Genomic DNA, 18,819 nt, shown 5'->3' on the forward strand with positions numbered 1-18,819 from the left:
CTAGGGCGCGTCAGGGAAAACGCGCGGGCTCCACCTTCTCCTTCGTGAAGCGGACAACCACGAGATACGTCCCGCCGTGCATTGAGACACCGAGCAGCCCGGAGCCACCGCTTTGCAGCTTCCAGAGATGGGAGGGCAGGAACATGTCGTCCTTCACCTGCTTGATCCCCGGGTAGGCGCCCGCCTGGACCGGCTTGCCGTGAAGCGCTCCCATCAGCTCGACGAGTTGCGCCCACGTCTCCTTGAGCTGCGTCGGATACGCCTCCGAGGTCTGTCCCTGCGTCTGCAGGACGACCTCGGTGAGGGTATCGGTGGGAGACCAATCGAAAAACAGCTCGCAATGCAGGCCCCCGATCTTCTGACGCGTCCGGTAAACGCCATTGATGCCGGTGCGGCCCAAATAGGTGTCGTCGAGGTCGGTTTGGACGGCCTTGCTCTCCTTGAGCTTCTTTTTGACCGTCTCGATGCTGTCGCCGAAGCACAGGGTATCGAAAATCGCCTTCGGGTCCGGCGCCGGGGTCGGCTCGGCTGCCGCGGGCGGCTTTTGCCCTACATTCGCCGTCTGCGAGGACACCCACGTCTTGTCCGCGGCGTGAAGCTTGGCGTAGTCGACGGTGAACATCTTGCCATCTTCGCGGCGGATGGTGACCTGCTGGTCATTGTGCGAGACATACTCGCCGCTGAAGGAATTCGTCCCGTCGGCACTCTTCCACGTCCGCGATTCCGCGAACAGCGGGACGGTGCCAGTAATCAGGAGCGTGAGGAACAAGGATCGCATTGTGTGAGGAAAGAACGCCGCTGGGGCCGGAAAGTTGACAAAAAAAATCCCGGCAGCGGATAACTCCGCTGCCGGGACGACTAAACTGTCTGCTCTACCGGATTACCAGCGCTGAGAGCGGGTATGGAAGTAGTAGCTTTCGAAGCCGAGTTCCGGCGGGAACTCCGAGAGGCCATCGGAAGGATTCATCTGAATCCGGTTGTCTTCGCCGCAACGCTCATACGGCGGCTTGAAGGTACCGCGGTAGGTCGGGCAGGTGAAGGTGAAGACTTCATAGAAGCCGTAGCCAAGGCGCTTCAGGGAGCGGCTGGTGCCATCCACCACACCGTAGGACCAGCCAGCCTTGCGGCCGTGGTCGTCGGTCTTGCGGACGATCTGCTCGGGAAGTTCCATGAACCCGTAAAGGATGTTGCTGATGCCGCGGCCGAGCTTGCGGGTCGCCGTGTAGGTCGATCCCGGAGGAGCTTGGATGTCGGCGGATGCCACACCGCCAAGGGCGAGCACGGCGGTAGCGAGAACGGCGAGTTTTTTCATGTGCTGCTGTGAGCCTAGGAACGGGATTCGGGGGTTGGCAACGGGAAAGTGGGGCACGGGAGGAGTTCCACGGGAATTCTTCCCAGTTCCACGGTGGCCCGTAGGGACAATGAATGGACGGGGTGGCCGTTTTGAAGTTCGCGCCGGAAAAATGCCTCCACCGGGCCACGGCAACTCTGCCTAGGCGGCTGATGCTTCCGTGGGATCATCGCCCCCCCTTTCGAACAACGAGGATTTCGCCACCGGAATCAGGCAGGCTCGCTCAGGAGTCTTTGACAACCAGAGCCCTCAGACTAAAAGGATCTCCACGCCGATATTCCCTCGCGTGGCCTTGGAATAGGGGCAGGTCTGGTGCGCCGCGTTCACGATCGCTTGCGCCGCCGCCTCCTCGATGCCCGGCAGGCTGACCTTGAGCCGGGCCTGTAGCGAGTAGCCGCTGTCCGACTGGCACAGGTCGACCTCTGCATCCACCGCCGCATCCTGCGGAAACCGGACCTTCATCGCTCCCGCGGCGATTTTCATCGCCCCGATAAAGCAGGCGGACCATCCGGCCGCGAACAGTTGTTCGGGATTGGTGCCAGTCCCCTTGCTGCCGGGAGTCGCCAGCTTGATATCCAGAGCCCCGTCGGAGGAGCGGGACGCGCCGCCATCCCGGCCACCCGTGGTGTGGGTCTGACCGGTGTAAAACACTTGCTTGGAGCCGGTGTCGCGACCGGCATCGGAAACTAATGTGGCATTCATCTGTTTGGTTGGTTGGGTTCGAGTGGTTGTTTCGTTGTTCGGGGGGATGGAAATCCGGCCGTCACTTCTGCCCCGCCAGACCGCCCAGCGAGTAGCGGGTGAAGATAAAGTCCTGCGCCGCGGCCGGCTGGTGACAGGTGAAGCACGCGGCCAGCTTGGCCTCGTCGACCACCGGCCTGCCATCGGCCTCGCCGAATTGGGCGTAGCCCCAGCCCCCGCTGGCGGCATACTTTTTCGAATCCTTGAACATGAACTGGACGCCGTTCTTGGGCGCTCCGGGCACGAAGGACTGTGCTTGGCCAAAGGCCTTGTCGTTCTCCTCCGACGGAACCAGAGCCCACGCAATCCGCGCGATGACCGCGCCATCGGGAAACGGCAGCGTTCCCTCGCGATAGGCCTTGATCGCAATGTCGTTGCCTAGCACGGCCCGGATGTCGTCGAGCTTCCCTTCCTCGCGCGCCACGGAGATCAGCCTCCAGTCGCGATAGCCTTCGGGGATCTGCGTGATGCCCGGATCCGGCCGAGCGGGATCCGCAGGCTTGGAACCCTCAGCCTGCGCGGTCGCCAGGCGGGTGATAAACGCAGCGGGCAGGATCAGCAGGGCCGCCGCCGCGGCACGATGGATGGAGTGTTTCATGGCTGAGCTTGGCTTGTTCTTCCGTGGAACTGACGGGCAATTCTTCCGCTCTTCGGGCGGCCAGCCTGCCGCGCACCTTCCAGCGCGGCAGGCCGACGAGACTTGGGATCAAGGGTTCGCGCCCCGGAGCGACCTCAGCCCGACCCGCAGTTCCTCCACTAGGATCTTGGGCTGCTCCCAAGCCGCGAAGTGCCCGCCCTTCTCCACCTTGTTGTAGTGGATGAGATGGGGATAGGCGCGTTCAACCCAGCTCCGGGGCGCTTGGTACAGCTCGTCGGGGAAGGCCGTCACGGCGATGGGGATTTGGACACCCATCGGCGCGAAGAACGGCAGCCTGTTCTCCCGGTAGAGGCGCGCCTCCGAGATCGCCGTGTTGGTCAGCCAGGTGATCGTGATGTTGTCGAGCACGTCATCGCGCGTGAGGCCTTCGCGTTGTCCGTCGAAGACACGGGCGATGAGCTCGTAGCTCTTCAGGTCGTGGTCGATCATCCAGGCAGCAAGCCCGACCGGGGAATCCGCAATCCCGTAGAGCGTCTGCGGATGATTCGCCATCTGCTGGGCATATGACAGCCCGTGCGTGAAGAAGAAGTCCAGCCGCTCGAAGGCGCGCTTCTCGTCGGGCGCTAGGCCGGGTGGCGGCGTATGCGTGGCGAGGCCTTGGGCGATTTCGGCCGGCACCGCGGACGGCATGTTGGTGTGGATGCCGAGCAATTCCGGCGCTGCCTGCACGCCCATCTGCTCGGTGACCAGCGCGCCCCAATCGCCGCCCTGAGCCACGTAGTGCGTGTACCCCAGGCGCTTCATCAGCGTGGTCCAGGCACGGGCGATGCGCGGCGGATCCCAGCCGGTGCTGGTCGGCTTGCCGGAGAACCCGTAGCCGGGCATCGACGGAATCACCACATGGAAGGCATCCGCGGCGGTGCCCCCGTGCTCGGTCGGATTGACCAGCGGATCGATGATTTTCAGTTGCTCGATGACCGAGCCCGGCCAGCCGTGGGTGATGACCACCGGCAAGGCATCCTCATGTTTCGAGCGAACGTGAAGGAAGTGGATGTCCACCCCGTCGATCTCGGTCATGAACTGCGGCAAGGCATTGAGGCGCGCCTCCACCTTCCGCCAGTCGTAGTCATCCGCCCAATAGCGGGCGAGCTTCTGGATGGTCGCGAGCTGCACGCCTTGCGACGAATCCGTGACCGTTTCCTTTTCCGGCCAGCGGGTGGCGTTGAGGCGCCGGCGCAAGTCGGTGAGGTCCTCCTCGGGAACATTCACGCGGAACGAATGAATGGCATCGCGGTCGGTCGCTTGGGTGCGCGTGTCGCCCGCTTGCCGCGATTCAAGGCCCGGGGTGGTTCCGGGCAGGTCTGCAGTCTTCATGGTGTGCTTGGTAGGTTGGTAGTTCTCCTTGCAGCAGATTCCTGTCTCCCCTCGCCTCCGGCTCATCCCGTGTCGCGCGTTGAAACATCTGCCAGCATTTGCAACAGCGAGAATTCCGCTCGGAGTGGCCAAAAGAAATTGGCCGGTTTTTTCACAGCGCTCGGGAACAAGGGCAGGACTGCCGCAACTTCAGTCCGCCTCGCCCTCCATCAGCCGTTTCGCTTCCGAGCGCAGTGCTTGGATGATCAGCCAGTCGCGCCATTCGCGGCCGATCTGCTGTTCGGAATCCGGCAGCTGTTCTGCAATGAGCTTGTCGCATTCGGCCAAGGCCGCCCGGGCTTCCTCCAAGCGACCCAGCTTGAATTCGGCCATGGCCAGGACCGTGAAAGCCCCCGCCTTCGCTTCGCGGAAAGGGCCATCGGCAGCGCGGCGAGTCCAAGTCAACGCCTCCTCGTAGTGGCCGAGACGAAATTCCGCCAGGCCTTTGCAAAATTGGAAATACGGTGCTGCGACTTCCTTCGAACCATCGTTCACCGCCCGTTCCGCCATGGCAGCCACGGCCTTCAGATCAAGGGCAGGCAACGGCAGAATCAGGCAAGCCTTTGCCATCCGGTCGGCGACAAAGACGTCCTTGGTCTCGCCGAACTTGCCGCAGATGCTCGCGCAGAGCCGCTGGTATTCCGCCAGATCGCCGAGCTGAACCAGCAGCGGGGCCAGTGTCAGATAGTGCTCATGACTCTCCGGCGATTGCTTGAGCAGCAGCACCGCGTCGTCGGCCGCCTCCCGCCAGCGCCGGCACATCGCATGGGTGTCACAGCGCTCGTAGAGCAGGCCGGAATACTCTGGCGTCAACTCCTGTCCGGCTGGCAGCAGATCCGCGAACAAGCGTTCGGCGTCCTCGAACTTCCGCTGATGCAAGAGCGCGTTGATCAGGTCGCGCAAGATCATGAGGCTCTCCTCCCTGGTGGTGCCCCATGCCTTCCCCGCCACGGCGAGGGCCTCGCGGCCCGCGACCTCCGCCTCGTCGAATTTCCCCATCGGCAACAAGACCCGGATCAGCGAGTGAAGCGACTTGGCCACCAAGGCATGGTCCGGACCATGGACCTTGCGGTTGGTTTCCACCACTTGCCGCAGCAGCGGCACCGCTTCCGCACGCTTCCCTTGGATCGAAACCATGTTGGCGAGGTTTTCGAGGCAGAGGATTTTTGACGGATGCTCGTCCGCCAGGGTATCGCCCCAATGGTCCAATGCCTGACGGAAGAAGTCCTCGGCTTCGCGATAGTTCTTCTGCCCATATCTCACGCAGCCCAGACCCATCAACGAATCGCCCAGCAGCGCGCTCTTGTCGCCATGCAGCCGGCGCAGCATCGCGAGCGACTTCTGCAGCATCGCCTCGGCTTCCGGGATGTCTTGCCGCGCCCAGAAGATCGAGCCCATCACGTAATAGGACTCGGCCACTTTCCCATGTTCCTCGCCAAGCAGCTTCCGGCGTGTGACCAGGGACCGGCGGACGATGGTCTCGGCTTCGGTCCCCTTCGAGCTATAGCTCAGGGTATACCCCAGCTCGATGAGGGTGTCGGTGACCGCTTCGCTCTCCTCACCGAAGAGGCCGACCCGGAGTTCCAGCGCCTCCCGCAGCATCGCCTCCGACTTCGGCAATTGGTCGAGATCGCGATACACCCTTCCGAGAAGCGTCTGCAGGTCCGCGCGGACCGCTGGCTGGCCCGCCAGCTCCACCGGAAACCGGCTCTCGGTCTTGGCGAGAATCTCTTCTAACATCCTCGTGTCCCGCCCCCGTGCCACGGAAGGTCCGACGCCCTCCAGCATCGCCTTGAGAAAGCGCGTGGCCTGTTGGCTCTGCGTCTTGTCGACCTCCGCCTGCTGGCGCGCCTTGTCGGCCTCCTGCCGCGCACCCTGCTCCCGCTTCAAGGCAAGCGCCACCGCCACGAAGCCGATCACCAGAACCGCGGCAACCATCGAGCCCGCGGCGAACCACAGCCGGTTGCGCCGGACCAACTTGCCGAATCGATACGCAGTGCTGGGAGGGCGGGCCAGCACCGCGTCGCCCGCGAGATAGCGTGCGATATCCATGGCCAGGGCGTTGGTCGTCGCATACCGGCGGGTGCGGTCTTTCTCGAGCGCCTTCATCACGATCCAGTCAAGGTCGCCGCGCATCTCGCGGATCAGCTTGGGCACTTCGGCGGCGTGATGCTTCGCAACGTTCGCCAAGTCCGCGGCCGCCATCGTGCTCAGCCGGGTCGATGGCCGCACCGGCTCCACCTCGCGAATGACTCGCCGGACTTCATCAAGACCTGCCTTGAGAAGCTCGTGGGTGTCAAACGGAGTCGCACCGGTGAGCAATTCATACAACAGCACGCCCAGGCTGTAGATGTCGGTCCGCGTGTCCAGTTCCGCGCTGGCCATGGTCGCCTGCTCGGGACTCATGTAGGCGGGAGTCCCGATCAACATCCCCCAGGAGGTGACGAGGGTCTTGTCGGTGAGTGGTTCGCCGCCGGTGGCCTTGGCGATCCCGAAATCAATCACCTTGGGCACCGGCTTCCCGTCCTGCCCGGTCATCACCAGAATGTTCGACGGCTTGATGTCGCGATGGAGGATCCCCTTCTGGTGCGCATGCTCGATCGCGTCGCAAATGTGGGTGAAGAGCTTCAGGCGGGCGTCGAGCGGGAGGGAGTGCCGTTGACAATAATCCGTGATCTTCAGGCCCTCGACCAATTCCATCACGAAGTAAGGCCTGCCGCTCGCGGTGGCACCGGCATCGAAGACATGGGCGATGTGCGGATGATCCATCAGGGCCAGCGCTTGCCGCTCGGCCTCGAAGCGGGCGATCACGCTCCTCGTGTCCATGCCCGGCTTGATCACCTTGAGCGCGACCCGCCGCCGGACCGGTTCCTCCTGTTCGGCCAGGAACACCACCCCGCAGCCGCCTTCGCCGATTTGCTGGAGCAGCCGGCAATTCCCCACCCGGTCGCCGGGCTTTTCCCCTGCCGCCACCCGCAACCTCGTCTCATCAAGTTCCCAGGTGGCCGGCTCTTCGAGGAAGATCCCGGCGCGGTCATGGGAATTCAGTAAAACCTCGATCTTGCACCGCAGCTCCTCGTCACCCGCGCAAGCCCGGTCCAGAAATTCAGCCCGCTCTTCAGGCGGGAGCTGGACCGCTCCGGTGAAGAGTTCAATGTGGCGTCCGGTGTCACCCGTCATGGAATCAACAGGCTCGGATTGTTCCTCGATCTTCGGACCCGCTATTGGCTTTCGATTTCGTTCAGCAGCCAGGCACGGGAGAAGTTCCAATAGTTCTTCACGGTGGAAAGTGAGATCCCCAGTATCTGTGAAACCTCCTCGTTGGTCATGCCCGCGAAGTATCGCAGCTTGACCAGATCCGCCTGCACCGGATGCGCACCCGCGAATTTGGACAGGGCTTCGTTCACCGCCAGCAGTTGCTCATCGGCGGTGGGAGCGGCCAGATCGAATCCGTCGAGATCCACGCGCTGATACCCCCCGCCATGGCGCTGGGCGCGCTTCCGCCGTGCGCGGTCGATCAGGATCCGGCGCATCGCCTCGGCAGAGGCGCGGAAGAAATGTTCCCGATTGTTGAATGATGGGGCCTGATCCCCGACCAGCCGGAGCCAGGCTTGATGCACCAGCGCCGTCGGTTGCAGCGTCTGGCCGGGAGCTTCCTGATCCACCTTCGAAGCGGCCAGCCGCCTCAATTCGTCGTAAACGAGTACAAGCAACTGCTCGGCGGCATGGGAGTCGCCTGCCTGAATGGCGGCAAGCATCACTGTGGCATCGCTCATCTGTTCCGGCAGTACTACTCCAGACATGCCGCAACGCCGCGCCGGGGTCACTCACATTTTCGCGTCACCTCCTGCCGCTCCGGCACGGCGTGTCCCGCGTTGGGACTTGTGGTCCACCAGCAGTGGTCAACTAGCATCTTCGCGGCACCCCCAGCCCCAAAGGGGCGAAATCCCTCAGCCCAGGGCAAGCGTAGCGCCGCCCTGGGTTCCCATCGCCACCGACCGGCGCCCTGAAAGGGCGCGATACGGGGAAGGCCGCGTGAAAAGATAGCCCCAACCGGGCCTCACAGCTCCAGCGTGATTACCTTTACGATCCCCGGCGTGCTCTTCAGCAGATCCAGCAGGCTCGCCGGCGGCTCGGAATCCACCTCGATCACCGTCAGCGCGCGGGTGCGGTCAGCGGTGCGGGCCAGGCCCATGTTCGCGATGTTCACACCGGCATTGCCCAGCGCCGTGCCGATCACACCCACGATGCCGGGGCGGTCGTCGTTCTCCACGAAGAGGAAGCGGCCGGCGATGTTGCAGTCCACATACAGCTTGTCGATTTCCACGATCCGCGGCGATTGGCCGATCAACGTCCCCGCCACACGGTAACGCACGTCGCCCTTCTTCAACTCGGCCACCACCAGTTCACTGAACTCGGTCTTGGCGTTGATTGTCGATTCCGTCACATCCAGCCCGAGCTGGGTCGCGATCGCCGGTGCGTTCACGATATTCACCTGCCCGTCGGGGCGCGAGGCCTCCAACAGCGCGGTCAGGACGGTGCGCGAAACAAGGCCGGTGTCCTTCTTGGCCAGCGGCCCGTGGTAGGAAACGCGCAGCGAATCCGGATTCTCCGGCCCCAGCTTGGCAAGGAGCTTGCCCAGCGCCGCAGCCAGATCCAGATAAGGCCCGATCGCCGCGCGCGTCGCCGCATCCAGCGACGGCATGTTGATCGCGTTCTTGATCTCCCCGGTGACGAAGAAGTCCCGGAGCTGCTCGGCCACCTGAATGCCCACGTTCTCCTGCGCCTCATTCGTCGAGGCACCGAGGTGCGGGGTGTAAACCACGTGCTTGTTCAGCGTGAAAAGCGGATGGTCATTCGGCGGCGGCTCGACTTCGAACACGTCGAGACCCGCACCGGCGATGTGGCCGGATTCGATCGCTGCCTTCAGCGCTTCTTCATCCACCAGGCCGCCACGGGCGCAGTTGATGACCAGCGCACCCTTGTTCATCAGGGCGAGGCGCTCGGCATTGATCAAGCGGTTGGTTTCCGGGGTGAGCGGGACGTGCATCGTCACCACGTCGGCACCCGTCAGAGCCGCGTCCGGAGTGGCGGCCAGCTCCACCTTCAGCTCATCGGCGCGGGCCTGGGTGAGGAAGGGATCGTAGGCCACCACGTGCATGTTGAAGGCCTGGGCGCGCTTGGCGAATTCGGTGCCGATGCGGCCCATTCCAAGAATGGCGAGGCGCTTCGTATTCAGCTCGATGCCTTGGTAGGCCTTGCGGGCCGCCTTGAAATCCCCCTTCAGCACGGCGGCGTGCGCCGGTGCGATGTTGCGGGCGGCACTGAGCATCAGCGTGAAGGCGTGCTCGGCGGTGGAGATCGTGTTGCCGGTCGGCGTGTTCATCACGATCACGCCGTGGTCGGTGGCGGCCTTGCGGTCGATGTTGTCCACCCCCACCCCGGCGCGGCCGATCGCCTTCAGATTCTTGGCCGCGGCAAGCACCTCGGCGGTCACCTTGGTTTCGGAGCGCACGACCAGTCCGTGGTAGTCACCGATGATCTCTAGCAGGGCTTCCGGCTTGAGCCCTGTCTTTACATCGACAGAGATGCCGGGAGCGGCGGCGAGGGCTTCAACGCCCTTCTCCGAGATCGGATCCGAAACGAGCACGCGGTATGTGGCCATGTCGGGAGCCCCATAGGCGTGCCCGGACAAACTGGCAAGAGCAGGCCGGACTCATTCGCGTCACCACTGGCAATCAAAGCACCGTGGCGACTGCTCACCCTTGCCGGAAACCCTCCCTACGGAATCTCTTGGGTTTGTGCCGGTTTCCCTGGGTTCAAAGGAGCCGGCGATTTTCGTGAGGAGGGCGTCTCGGCAAGGGCAGCAACCTGCAATTAACGCGGTATTTACAAAGGATACTAAATGCGGGCACGGCAAGTGATTTTTCTGACTGCCGACAGAAAAAATGAACAAAATTCGTGAATAGGCGTTTGGAAAGTCCTTGCGTGGCCCGATTCCGCTCTTGGCGGCCCGCGGATACGCTCCTAGCGTGCGCCCCCATGTCCGCTCCGACCCGCCCCTTTTCCTCGATCATGCTCGACGGCCCTGACCGCGCGCCTTCGCGGGCGATGCTCTACGCCGTTGGCTTCCAGAAGGAAGACTTCTCCAAGCCGCACATCGGTATCGCCTCCACCTGGTCGGAGGTCACCCCGTGCAACGTCCACATCGACCGCCTCGCCAAGGAGTCCGCCAAAGGTGCTGATGCCGCCGGCGGCAAGGCCGTCATTTTCAACACCATCACCATCTCGGATGGCATTTCGATGGGCACCGAGGGGATGAAGTACTCGCTCGTCTCCCGCGAGGTGATCGCCGACTCGATCGAGACCGTGGTCGGCTGCGAGGGCATGGACGGCTTCGTCGCCATCGGCGGCTGCGACAAGAACATGCCCGCCTGCGTGATGGCGATGGCGCGGATGAACCGCCCGTCGGTCTTCGTCTATGGCGGCACCATCCTGCCCGGCTGCGCGACGCTCAAGGGCGAGCTCAAGGAACTCGATATCGTCTCCGTTTTCGAAGCGGTCGGAAAGCACGCCTCCGGGGAATACTCCGATGAAGAGCTCGAGACCGTCGAATCCTGCGCCATCCCCGGAGAGGGCTCCTGCGGCGGCATGTACACCGCCAATACCATGGCCTCAGCCATCGAGGCGCTCGGCATGTCGCTCCCGAACTCCTCGGCCCAAGCCGCGGTGTCGGACGACAAGATGCAGGACTGCTTCGACGCCGGTGCCGCCGTGCTGAACATGATCCAGCTTGGCATCAAGCCGCGCGACATCATGACCCGCAAGGCCTTCGAGAACGCCATCACCGTCGTGATCGCGCTCGGCGGATCGACCAATGCGGTGCTTCACCTGCTCGCCATGGCCCACGCGGCCGAGGTGGAGTTGTCGATCGACGACTTCACCGAGATCGGCAAGCGCGTCCCGCTCCTGGCCGACCTGCGACCCTCCGGCAAGTACTCGATGGCCGCGCTGGTTCAGATCGGCGGCACCGTCCCCTTGCTTCGCATCCTGCTGGAAGCCGGCCTGCTCCACGGCGACTGCCTCACCGTGACTGGCAAGACCCTCGCCCAGAACCTCGCCAATTCGAAAATCTTCTACCCGGCGGGCCAGGAAATCATCCGCCCGCTCGACAACCCGATCAAGAAGGACAGCCACCTGCGCATCCTCTACGGCAACCTCGCCCCCGGCGGAGCGGTGGCCAAGATCACCGGCAAGGAAGGCGAACTCTTCACCGGTCGCGCCCGCGTCTTCGACTCCGAGGATGAAGCCATGAAGGCCATCCTCGCCGGCGAGATCGTTGAGGGCGATGTGATCGTCATCCGCCGCGAAGGGCCCAAGGGCGGCCCCGGCATGCGCGAAATGCTCGGGCCCACCAGTGCCATCATGGGACTGGGCCTCGGCAAGAAGGTCGCGCTCGTCACCGACGGTCGTTTCTCCGGCGGCAGCCACGGCTTCGTCGTCGGCCACATCACCCCGGAAGCCCACGACGGCGGCCCGATCGGCCTGCTTGTGGATGGCGACATCATCACCATCGACGCCGTGAACAACAAGCTGTCCGTGGATCTCGATGACTCGGCGCTCAAAGCCCGCCGTGAGAACTGGACCCAGCCCGCCCCCCGCTACACCCGCGGCGTGCTAGCGAAATACGCGAAGCTCACGACCAGCGCCAGCGAGGGTGCCGTGACCGACAAGTATCTTTGATACCACCCTGGCCCGGAGGACTATCTAGGTTCTCCGGGCTTAATTCTCCCCGTTCGCCTTCACCGCCGCCTGACTTTCCAACACGGCCAAACGGCTGTTCAGATCCTGCATACAGGCAAACAGACCCCGGAGGATGTTGGAAAGCCGTTCTGCACTCGCTTGATCCATAGCCCCCAGTTCGGCGGCCAAGGCATGCATCAATTCATCCGGGGTGGTGGAAGACATGGGATCAATCGTGGGGGAAAGGAACAAACCCTTTGAAAATCATGCATTTCGCAGCGGAAATGGAGACTTTCGACAAAGGTTGAGTTATCTTTCCCAAAATCAGACAAATGGCAAGCGGTCGTTTTAGCGTGTTTCTACGTGTTTGATCCGCCAAACATGCGTTTTGGTTACAGCTTTCGAGCCCCCGACAGCGTCATCCGCACGTCGCCGATGAAAACCTCCGAGCGGAGTTCGACCGGGATGCGGTTGGCGTCGTCGGATAGCCATAGGGTGGTGCTCTTCATTTTCTTGTAGGGCAGCAGCGTCTTGGTCTTCGGCTCGATCTTCTGGAGGGAGACGGACAGTTTGATCGTGTCGCGGTTGGCGAATTTCTCCCGCCCCAGCACCTCGATCCGCGCCAAATAGGGGCGGTTGAAGGGCATCAGCGGCAAGACCAGCTTGTCGCCGTTCGCCAGCTTGTGGCTGCGGACGTGGAGCATCGCCGAGAAGACGTCATGAACCGGCGTGAAGAGGAATTGGCTGTCCACCTTCGTCTCCGCCCCGGTCTTGGCCACCCTTGTCACGTGTTCGCTCGATACCTGGGTGCCCGCCCAAGTGCTGCGGGTAGTGACGACTTCCTTGCCCTCATCCTGCACGCCGACGCAGGCCCGCGGCTTCAGCGTCGCGGGATCGAGCCGGGAGATCACGGCGATGTCATTCTTATAGAGCTTGGAGGCGACGCCCGTGCTCCCCCCCGTGACCCGGGAAACGAAGTCGCTGGGGAATTTCGGATCCTGCTTGCCGAAAGTGAAGGTGAGCTTTCCCGCGTCCACCATGCCGTTCCAGGAAAGCCGGTAGTCGAATTCCTGCGGAGCGAGCTTGGGATGCGGCCCCAGCTTTGCCGGCGTGACTTCGGTTTTCCAGTCGGCGAGTGCCGGCAGGGAGAGGGCGATAAGGAGAGCGACGGGTTTCATGGCCCCTCAGACTCCGCGCAAAGTGACCGCATTCAAGCGGAGTCTCGCCACCGGCATTCTGCCGTCCACTCACCCTGCGTTCCGCCCGACAGCGCAAATTGACCGAATCCGCCTGCCGGTTTCCTTGGGAGGGCTTGTCAGCAGCAGAAGCTTAAGGGATGTTAACGGCGTCCTTCACTCCCGAAGCCGCACCCGGATGACCTCCCCTCTCCGTCCCCTCACCTTCCTGCTGACGCTCGGCATTGCAGCGGCGGCGGAACTCGACGGGGCGCTTGAGACGAACGATCTCGCAGCCGCCGAGGCAGAGCTCGAAGCGCTGGTCGCCGATTGGGAAACAGCCTGGCAGAAAAGTCGGTCGGCTGCCGATGCGGTCGAGTCCGGTCGCGCGCTACAAGCCTTGGGGATCATCGAGCGGCAAGCGGGCAAGGCGGACGAAGCCCTGCCCCACCTTCAAAGCGCCGTCGAAAGGCTCGCGACCGACACCCCGGCAGGGCAGGCAGACGCGCTCGAAGCGCTGGCCCTGACCGTGCAGGACCTCGGGCAAGCGGCGGAGGCCGAGAAACATCTCCGGCAAGTGATCGAACTCCGTCCCGAAGGAGCGGAGCGGCTGCAAGGGCTGGATCACCTCGCGCTCACCTTGCTAGCCCAAGGCAAATACGCCGAAGCGGGCGGGCTATTCCGGCAGACGCTCGATGCCACGCCCGCGGAAGACGCCGAGTCGCGAGCCCGCCGGCTCGGCCAGCTCGGCCGCTACTTCCACGTGCTCGGCAGCCACGCCAAGGCGGCGGACACCTTCCGCGAGGCACTCGCCCTCGACGTTCCAAATCCCGAGCTGCGGCTCTCGCTTTCAAGCCAGCTCGCGCTTTCGAACCTCCGGCTGGGAAAGACCGAGGAAGCCCGCAAGGAGATGGAGGACGCCGTCCAACAAGCGAGCGAACTCTACGAGAGCGCCCCGTTCCGCATCGTCCCCTTTCTCAACAACCTTGGCGCACTCGACCTTTCCTTGGGCAACGCCGCCAACGCACGGACCTCCTTCGCCAAGGCGGTGGAGCTGCTCGAAAAATCCTTCGGGAAAGATCATCCCTCGCTGATCACCCCGCTCAACAACCTCGGCTCGGCGGAACAAGCGGAAGGAAACTACCAGAACGCAGAGACTTCCCTGCGTCGCGCCGCGGCCCTGCAAGAAAAGCACTTGCCGAAGGTCCACCTGCAAACCGCGGAGACGGCCCGCAATCTAGCCCGCAATGCACTGCTTTCTGGCAACCCGGACGCCCCCGCGGAGATCGATCGCGCCACCTCGCTCGGCATTGCCGTGCTCGACGATCTCATCGTCCACGGCAGCGAACAGGAGCGCCTGAATTTCCTCCAGCGCCACGACCTCGTCTCGCTGCCCTGCGCGACCGGCGACGCGCCGCGGATCGCGAACGTGCTGCTGGCCACCAAGGCGCGGCTATTCGATGCCATGCTGGCCGGCGGAAAGGCCGCCACGGTGCCCGGCTGGCAAGCGGTCCAGAAGTCACTGCCGCCCGGCACCGCCTTGGTCGATGCCTGCCGCTTCACCGCCACCGATGATGAGGAAGAGCACTACGGAGCCATCATACTGCTGCCGGAGGGCTCGCCGAAATGGGTGCCGCTCGGCAGCGGGGAGGATCTCCAGCGCTGGCTCGCCGCCTTCCGCGACCGCCTCGCATGGCGGGCCACTTCGTTGGCCGGGAAGAACACCCCGCCACCGGCGCTCAAGCTGCGCGGCATCCTGCGCTCGCTTCACCAGAAATTCTGGGAACCAATCGCCCGTGAACTCCCGGAGGGCACCCAGCACGTCGCCTTCTCGCCGGATGGTGCACTGCATTTCCTGCCGCTGCCCGCGCTGATGGATGAAGGCATGCAGCCGCTGTGCTCCCGCTTTCTCCAAGTGGCCACGCTGACCAGCGGCCGTGACCTGCTGAATCCACCCGCCTCCACCAAGCTGTCAGGCGCGCCGTGGGAACTACTAGGAGTCTCGGAGTTCCCGAAATCCACCGCACCGGCCGACGGCAACCGATTGTTAGAAATGCTGGCCGGGCTCGATGACATGCCGGGTACGGCGGATGAAATGGACCGGCTCGAAAAGCTCGCCCCTCGAGATTCGCGGTTTCTACGGAACGACCAGGCCAACGAGCGCGCGCTTGCGTCCATCACAAAGGCCCCCGCCGTGTTGCACCTCGGCTGCCACGCGTTCTTCCTTGCGGACGACCTTTCGCCGGCCACCGCGCTCGACTTCGACGAACGCGCGGACCTGCTCCACGCCGGCGGGCTGCTGCTCCACGGTGCCGCGCTACGGAAGGCCGATAGCCCGCTGTTCGCACCGGACGATGACCTGCTCTACCCCGCCGAGGTCGCCAAGCTGCCACTGCAAGGCACCCGCCTGGTCACCCTCTCCTCCTGCGAATCCGGCGCCGGCACCGCAGTCTCCGGCGAAGGCCTGTTAGGCCTGCGCCGCGGCTTCGCCCTCGCCGGCGCCCGCGAAGTCGTGGTCGCCCTGTGGCCGGTCTCCGATCGCTCGACGCCAGCCTTCATGGAGCGCTTCTATCAGCTCGCGCTGGCTTCCGACCGCCCGGCACAGGCGCTGTGGCAATGCCAGCGCGAGTTCCTCACCAGGACCACGAGCGACGACGACTTCGAGGCCGCGGTGCTGCGCTACGCTCCCTTCGTGCTGAGCCAAAACACGCCGCTCATCACCGGCCAGGAAATCGTGGCCGCACCCACCAAGCCCGGCCTGCCGTGGAAACGTCTCGCACTCGGGCTGCCGCTGCTGCTCTTCCTCGCCGCCCGCTTGTTCAAGAGAAAGGCGGCCTAGGAGGCTGCCTGAAATGGTGCGTGGACAAGCATGGCTACCGTGGCTCGCGGCAACTCTTCATCCCAAAAAGCGACGACCACCTCTTCGTCCCAACGGGACGGCTCATAACAGCCTGGCACGAAGTGCCAGGTAAGAATGCCGGAGACCACCGCGTCACAACGTGACGCCTCATGCGTCTGACGGCTCATTCCCAGATCGGATCCGAGCCTCCGTCGAAGGCGCTCTAGGTCGGATAAATATGGGACCGAAACCGACGCGTGGGTGTTTTTGGATGAACCCGCCGCACCCCGCATGATGTCTCCCGTTGGGAGACCAATCCCTTTCCTGCATGACCCGGCACTTCGTGCCGGGCTGTTATGAATCGTCCCGTCGGGACGGAAGAGGCGTCCCCTCGAGACGGAAGCCGGGCCATCGCCCACGGGAACCCAACCCCGCAGACGATGGCCTCTTCGACCTCAATTCCCTGTCGCACTCGCGCGCAGGAAACCCTTGCTGGGCAAGCCATTCGATCCGCCCAAGCGGAAAGAGACATACTTGTAACCCGTCGGCGGAACGGCCGGCAGCGTCGCCGAAATGACGGGCTCCGCGAGCGGGCCCTCCACCAACGCATCGAATCCCACCAGATCGAAGCTTCCCTGGATGGCATAGGTCGCTCCAACGGCCAGGCCCACGGGCGACGGGCTGTTAGAGAATTCCGCATCAGCCCGCACTGCGACGGTCAGGATCAGCTCCCGTTGCAAATCCCCGGTGGTGTCGGCGGGAGCAGCGGCACTCAGGACTCCCGAGCCGCCCGACAGCGGATTGCCGCCGAAGGCAAACTCGTCGAAGTTCAACACTCCGTCCTTGTCCGGATCATCGGCAACGCCGTTCTCCTTGCCCGGGGTACCGTCCAGGCCGGTTGCCACGGTCCAGCTTGCATAGCCATCCGCTGGCTCCCATTCGCCGTCCACGGCCACGCTCACGTTGTCGATGACCAGCGTGGCCTGGTTGATATTGACGCCGACGACCAGCGGCGGAATGCGGGTGATGCGCAGCGCGATCTCCTCGGCGTCAAGGGTCGAGGCATCATAGGCGAGGCTCAATGCCACGGGAGTAAAGGTGTTGCCCGTCTGTAGCCCGGGATTCTCGAAGACCAGATCGCGCCCCGCGAGTTCCACGTCGTTCGTCTTGTCCCACAGCGAGACACGGAGCATCGCATGACCGTTCACCACCGCGTCATTGCGATAGAGTCGGTCGAAGGCCACCGTGATGGCATCCACCTTGCCCGCAGTGAGCCCCGCATTACCGGCACTCAGATTCTGCTCGTAGTAGCCGAGGACGGATTGGAAGTGAGCGGCGACGCTCGTCAGGCCGGGCGTCAATGCACCATCCTGCCCATAGAGGCCACCGCCGTTCGTTGCGGCGAGCGAGTTCGTCCAACCTTGCGGCGAGGTGCCGGTGACCGAGTTCCATCCGCCCGCATTGAAGCCGGCGTTCACCACGGTGACCGGCGTTTCAGCCGCATCGATCGCGACCTTCGCCACCACCGGCAGCGTCAGGATGGGAGTGTTGGTCGCGTTCGTCTCGATGCTCAACAAATCGCCGAAGCTCCCGGTCGCACTTGCCGGATCGAAGCCAATCACGACTTGGCCGCTTTCGCCCGGTGCAATGCTCTCCGGGGACGACACGATGGAGAGGCCGTTTCCTCCCTGGCCCAGGAACGACACACCGAAGACAAGCAGCGGAGTCGCCCCGCCTTGGTTCGTCAGTGTGACCGCCATCGTCTGCGGGCCTGGATTCGCCGCCAAGTCGCCGAAATCCACACGAGCCGTCGACGCCGCGACGATCGGGTCGGAGACAGTGACGTTCATGGTGACCGTTCGCGACGGCGAGACCGCGTCATTCGATGCGATCTGCAGCGCGATTTGATACGGTCCACTGCTGGCGGGACTGAAGGCCACCTCCACGCTGCCGGTTCCCCCGGGAGCCACGGATTCCGGGAAATCATCCACGGTGAAAAACGCCTCGTCCACTCCGCTCCGCGTGACTGACGTCACCGTCAGGGTGTCGGTGCTGCTCTCATTGGAGAAGGGAATGCTGAAAACCTGCGGCGCTCCGTTGTTGTTGAAATTGATCGTCGGCGCGGCGGCCAGCAGCGGGCCGCTCACCGCCGGCGGCACCGCCGCGGCTACAATTTCGGACGCGGTCAGCGCGGTGTTGAAGATCTTCAACTCGTCCATCCGCCCGTTGAAGTGGTCGCCGCCGTTACCGTTGCCGCCGATCCCGAACTGGGTGCTGGTTTCGTTGTTGAAGCCTGCCGTAGCGGTGAACTTCGAAGTGCCGTTGACGAACACCTCGATCGCACCGGCATTCCAAACGTAGGCCACGTGTTGCCACACGTTGTTCGCCGAAGGTGGAGTAGTCGACCGGCGATCCACCACGCCGAACGCAGTGTAGATCACTTGATTCACGTTCGAGAGCCCCACGCCCCAGCCGTTTGACGGACCGGTTGCGAAGATCCGTTGGTTGGTGCTCGAGGCGATGCTGGCATTGACCCAGCCCATCACCGTGAAAGCGCCTGCCGGTCCCGCGCTCGCGAGATTTCCGATCACCGCCGGATTGCCAATCTGGAACATCCCGCTCCCGGCCCGGATGAATTGGATCGAGGAGCCGAACTTCGCCGCGTCGGCAGGGGTCACCGTGATCGCCCCATAGCTGCCGGCTGCCACCGAAGACTGCCCGTAGACCAAGGCGTTGTTCGTGACGGCGAGGGCCGTGGGGGTTCCTGTTAGGTTGTTGCCCGAGGAATCGGCGATCGTTCCGCTTCCTTCATTCATGCTCCAACGCGCCACGAGCTCCGCTCGTGAAGCGCCTTGTGTCGCGATCAGCAGGGCCAGCGCTAAGCCGGGGAATTTCAGAGGTATTTTTTTCATGAGGTCGGGTCTTCGCACGGGGGTCTCCGGATAACCCGGACTCCTCC

The 18,819-nt window shown here is 63.7% G+C and carries 13 protein-coding genes; 2 read left to right on the forward strand and 11 right to left on the reverse strand.

All coding sequences use genetic code 11. From position 1 onward, the window contains the following. Nucleotides 1-10: 10 nt before the first annotated feature. The 8 genes from OKA05_RS09750 to serA all read right to left on the reverse strand — a co-directional run bounded on the left by OKA05_RS09750 (nucleotide 11) and on the right by serA (nucleotide 9,768). Nucleotides 11-778, reverse strand: a complete 768-nt coding sequence (locus OKA05_RS09750) for a hypothetical protein (protein ID WP_264486941.1) — start codon at nucleotides 776-778, stop codon at nucleotides 11-13. Between the two features lie 102 nt (nucleotides 779-880). Then, nucleotides 881-1,312, reverse strand: a complete 432-nt coding sequence (locus OKA05_RS09755) for an exosortase system-associated protein, TIGR04073 family (RefSeq protein ID WP_264486942.1) — start codon at nucleotides 1,310-1,312, stop codon at nucleotides 881-883. 288 nt (nucleotides 1,313-1,600) lie between these two features. Then, nucleotides 1,601-2,053: an organic hydroperoxide resistance protein gene (locus OKA05_RS09760; protein ID WP_264486943.1), complete on the reverse strand. Its 453-nt coding sequence runs from the start codon at nucleotides 2,051-2,053 to the stop codon at nucleotides 1,601-1,603. Between the two features lie 61 nt (nucleotides 2,054-2,114). Further along, on the reverse strand, nucleotides 2,115-2,690 hold the full coding sequence (locus tag OKA05_RS09765; RefSeq protein ID WP_264486944.1) for a cytochrome P460 family protein: 576 nt from the start codon (nucleotides 2,688-2,690) through the stop codon (nucleotides 2,115-2,117). 108 nt (nucleotides 2,691-2,798) lie between these two features. Next, nucleotides 2,799-4,064, reverse strand: coding sequence for an epoxide hydrolase family protein (locus tag OKA05_RS09770; RefSeq protein ID WP_264486945.1), 1,266 nt, complete (start codon nucleotides 4,062-4,064; stop codon nucleotides 2,799-2,801). 189 nt (nucleotides 4,065-4,253) lie between these two features. Continuing rightward, nucleotides 4,254-7,283, reverse strand: coding sequence for a serine/threonine-protein kinase (locus tag OKA05_RS09775; RefSeq protein WP_264486946.1), 3,030 nt, complete (start codon nucleotides 7,281-7,283; stop codon nucleotides 4,254-4,256). 41 nt (nucleotides 7,284-7,324) lie between these two features. Continuing rightward, nucleotides 7,325-7,879 (reverse strand): sigma-70 family RNA polymerase sigma factor, encoded by a 555-nt coding sequence (locus OKA05_RS09780; RefSeq protein WP_264486947.1) that lies wholly within the window; start codon nucleotides 7,877-7,879, stop codon nucleotides 7,325-7,327. A gap of 284 nt (nucleotides 7,880-8,163) precedes the next feature. Further along, nucleotides 8,164-9,768: a phosphoglycerate dehydrogenase gene (serA, locus tag OKA05_RS09785; protein ID WP_264486948.1), complete on the reverse strand. Its 1,605-nt coding sequence runs from the start codon at nucleotides 9,766-9,768 to the stop codon at nucleotides 8,164-8,166. 377 nt (nucleotides 9,769-10,145) lie between these two features. Here serA and ilvD point away from each other — a divergent pair, with 377 nt between their 5' ends. After that, a complete protein-coding gene (ilvD, locus tag OKA05_RS09790; RefSeq protein ID WP_264486949.1) occupies nucleotides 10,146-11,846 on the forward strand; it encodes a dihydroxy-acid dehydratase in 1,701 nt (566 codons plus the stop codon). A gap of 39 nt (nucleotides 11,847-11,885) precedes the next feature. Here ilvD and OKA05_RS09795 read toward each other — a convergent pair whose 3' ends face one another. Both OKA05_RS09795 and OKA05_RS09800 read right to left on the reverse strand, forming a co-directional pair. Beyond that, nucleotides 11,886-12,071, reverse strand: coding sequence for a hypothetical protein (locus tag OKA05_RS09795; RefSeq protein ID WP_264486950.1), 186 nt, complete (start codon nucleotides 12,069-12,071; stop codon nucleotides 11,886-11,888). A gap of 167 nt (nucleotides 12,072-12,238) precedes the next feature. Further along, the gene (locus tag OKA05_RS09800) at nucleotides 12,239-13,024 is read right to left on the reverse strand and encodes a DUF3108 domain-containing protein (RefSeq protein WP_264486951.1); all 786 of its coding nucleotides are present in this window, start codon (nucleotides 13,022-13,024) and stop codon (nucleotides 12,239-12,241) included. A 196-nt stretch (nucleotides 13,025-13,220) separates the two neighbouring features. Between OKA05_RS09800 and OKA05_RS09805 the strand changes: the two genes are divergently transcribed. Then, nucleotides 13,221-15,860 carry a CHAT domain-containing protein gene (locus tag OKA05_RS09805; protein ID WP_264486952.1) on the forward strand — a complete coding sequence of 880 codons (2,640 nt, stop codon included), beginning with the start codon at nucleotides 13,221-13,223 and terminating at the stop codon, nucleotides 15,858-15,860. A 455-nt stretch (nucleotides 15,861-16,315) separates the two neighbouring features. On the opposite strand, the gene OKA05_RS09810 is transcribed toward OKA05_RS09805, so the two are convergent. Then, on the reverse strand, nucleotides 16,316-18,772 hold the full coding sequence (locus tag OKA05_RS09810; protein WP_264486953.1) for a LamG-like jellyroll fold domain-containing protein: 2,457 nt from the start codon (nucleotides 18,770-18,772) through the stop codon (nucleotides 16,316-16,318). Nucleotides 18,773-18,819: the final 47 nt, after the last annotated feature.

This window comes from Luteolibacter arcticus (assembly GCF_025950235.1).
GTDB classification, from domain to species: Bacteria; Verrucomicrobiota; Verrucomicrobiia; order Verrucomicrobiales; family Akkermansiaceae; genus Haloferula; species Haloferula arctica.